This window comes from Shewanella marina JCM 15074, from assembly GCF_000614975.1.
Taxonomy (GTDB): domain Bacteria; phylum Pseudomonadota; class Gammaproteobacteria; order Enterobacterales; family Shewanellaceae; genus Shewanella; species Shewanella marina.
Window position 1 is genome coordinate 1 of sequence record NZ_BALM01000059.1, and the last position, 3,176, is coordinate 3,176.

2 protein-coding genes are annotated in these 3,176 nt (G+C 46.7%); both read right to left on the minus strand.

The window, feature by feature from the left end:
* Positions 1-1,986: Ig-like domain-containing protein (locus JCM15074_RS20100; RefSeq protein WP_306302245.1), on the minus strand; the 1,986-nt coding region annotated here is incomplete at its 3' end.
* 11 nt (positions 1,987-1,997) lie between these two features.
* Positions 1,998-3,077: an Ig-like domain-containing protein gene (locus JCM15074_RS20105; RefSeq protein ID WP_025823748.1), complete on the minus strand. Its 1,080-nt coding sequence runs from the start codon at positions 3,075-3,077 to the stop codon at positions 1,998-2,000.
* Positions 3,078-3,176 lie beyond the last annotated feature (99 nt).

Sequence of the window (3,176 nt, forward strand, 5' to 3'; positions counted from 1 at the left end):
CGCTTGGTATTGCTGTGATTCACCAAAGGTTTTCACCGCTAAATCAGGACTGATGATAAAGCTGGTTAAGGTCTCACTCGTCACCTCTAAATCCGCATAAGCTGTGACACTATTACCATCTACTGTGGTGGTGGCAACAATACGGGTGCTGCCTGCAGCTAAGGCTTCAACCACACCATTAGCGCCATTAAAAGCCCCTAAACTGGCGTTTTCTACCGACCAGCTTGGGTTCGCCACTAAATGACTGGTGCCATCGTTATATTTCACATATAACTGATGCGGCACTGTAATGCCGACTGGAATCGTGCTACTACTTGGCTCAATGCTTAACGCTCTAAAGCTCGGTGCTGTCACCGTCAGCACGGCGTTTTTGTCAAAGCCCATAAAGCTGGCGCTGACATTGACACTTCCCGCATTAATGCCTGTCGCTAATCCTTGAGTATCAATGGTTGCATAAGCAGGCGTGCTATTATCGGCATTAGCCGCGCTCCACTGCACACCTTGGCTGATCGGCTCAACACTGTTGTCGTCATACAAGGCTTCTAATCGATATTGCAGCGTTGCCCCTTTGGGAATGATTTTCTCACTTGATGGAATAATCCTTATCCCTGTCAATGCCGCTTCGGTGACATTGATTTTAATGGTCGCTATTGCATAGCCGCCGCGGCCATCATTCACCTGATAACTGATTTCATCAACACCACGGAAATCTGCGGGGATATATTCAATGCTATTGCTGCCTGTCACTATGCTGGCGCGATTATCTTTGCCATAAAGCCGAGTTAAACTCAGCGTGTCACCATCAACATCACTGATAAGGCCGCCATCTTGCGTCTCTAGATTAATCACTAGCGTACTATTACTGCTTAACACCATGGCCACACTAGCATCCAATGCGACTGGTGCGTTGTTGCTGGCATCTTTATCGGTTGAAGTGATAATCACATAACCAAACGCCACCCCGCCTTTACCGTCTTCCACTTGATAAATGGCTTGTGCCGTACCGACAAAACCACTTGGGGTAAAGGTCACATCTGTGCCTGATAGGCTAAAGCGACTTGAAGCGGATACGAGGCTGACCGTTAAACTGTCACCATCGGCATCGCTTATCGCACCCGTAACAGAAACGGTTAGTGCGGTATCATCGGTAGTATTGCCTAACACGTTATTGGCCTGCGGCGCAGTATTATTGCTATTAGGGTCAGTCACTGACACCACAATCATTGAATCGTCGCTAAGCCCTTCGCCACTGACGCGGTAACTGATGTTATCCACCCCAACGCTGGTCGCTTGATAATCAAAACCTTTTAACGCTTGATTACTTATCGTGCCATGACTCGCTGTGCCTAACGTGGTTAATGACCAGTCGGTCACTCTCACTGTCGTCACCGAATCATTTAAATTGACTGATACACTTTGGCCGTTATCCAGCTCAATAATTTGCGGTGTGGCATCCAGTGCTGGCGGGGTGCTGATATTGTCATTACTGACCTCAACACTGATGGTCGCAATCGCGACACCACCATTGCCATCATCCACTTGATAACTGAATTGCTCTAATCCTACATAGCTTGCGGGTACATACTCGATTTGGCTTGCATTTTTAATGCTTGCATGACCTTGACCACCATAGAGTTGAGTTAAGGTTAAGTTGTCACCATCGGCATCACTTATCAATCCTAATGCCACTAAATCGATGGTGAGTGCGGGCTGCGTAGCACTATCGAGGGTGGTGCTGTAATCTTTTGCTTCAGGTAATTGGTTTAATACGGTTTGCACGGCTGAATTGACAATCACAAATCCCAAAGCGACCCCACCTTTACCGTCGCTGACTTGGTAAATCGCTTGGTCTGTGCCGATAAAGCCATTGGGCACAAAGGTCACGGTTTCACCCGTTAAACTAAAGCGGCTTGAAGCTGACACTAAACTGACCGTTAAACTGTCACCATCAGCATCACTAATGGCATCGGTTAACGCTAAGGTAATCGTCGCATCATCTAACTGGTACCGACCACGTTATTCGCTTGCGGGGCTTGATTACCCGCGTTCGGATCATTAATGCCGATAATAATCTCTGACATGGCTGATGCATCATTGCCACTCACGGTATAGGTTAACTGCTCTACCCCTTCACTGGTGGCGCTATAACTGAAACTGCGATTCGCTTGATTACTGATACTGCCTTTAGTAGCTGCGCTTAATGCCGTTAACGCCCACGTGTCGGCATTTTCTGCACTCACTAATGGTGTTAAATCAACATCAATACTGTCACCATTATCGACCATAAATACTTGCGGCAGTGCTGACAGTTTGACTGCAATGTCAGGATCTGAATCGGTCACGTTAATCACGATTTGACCCAGTGCAGCGCCGCCTTGGTTATCAATCACCCGATACGTAATATGATCTATGCCAACAAAATCAGCCGGCGTATAGGCAATACTGGTGTTACTGACGATTTGGGCGCGGTTATTGCTGTCAAACAGATGAGTGATTTTGAGTGGATCGCCATCAACGTCACTGATGAGGCCTGACGCTTGTAGATCGATTGACCAAGTCGGTGTGGTAGCAGAATCAATTGACACACTATAATCTTGCGCCATTGGCGGAGTATTAATCGCGCTGCTGTTATGGGCTAATACGGTAATGTGCGCCAGTGCCACGCCGCCTTTAGTATCGGTGACACTGTAAACCGCATTATCTAGCCCCACAAAACCATCGGGCACATAACTCACTTGATTGCCAGCCAAACTAAAACGGCTTGGAGCGGTCACTAATGCCACAGTTAACTCATCACCATCAGCATCAGCATCACTGATGTAATCACTTAAATTAACCGTTAAATTAGCATTATCGACACTGGTCAGATTGATATCTTGCGCTTGCGGCGGCGTATTACCATCAGTGCCATCATTAATGGCGAATAAAATATAAGAGTTATCGGTTAAATCATCACCGGCAACATGGTATTGCACTTGATCAAGCCCCGTCGCCTTGGCCGTGTAATCAAAATGAGTATTGGTTTGATTGGAAACATCACCTAAGTTATTTTGTGATACTGCTCGGTAAGTCCCCATTGATTGACTTTAATGGCGAATACTGACTCAGTGACATTGACGGTTTGAGATTGCTCTTGAGTGAGGGTAAATAATTGCGGATGAGCATTTAACGAAGCA

Excerpts from the sequence above, each read along its gene's own strand:
- JCM15074_RS20105 (WP_025823748.1), bottom strand. The coding sequence starts at position 3,077 with ATGGGGACTTACCGAGCAGTATCACAAAATAACTTAGGTGATGTTTCC.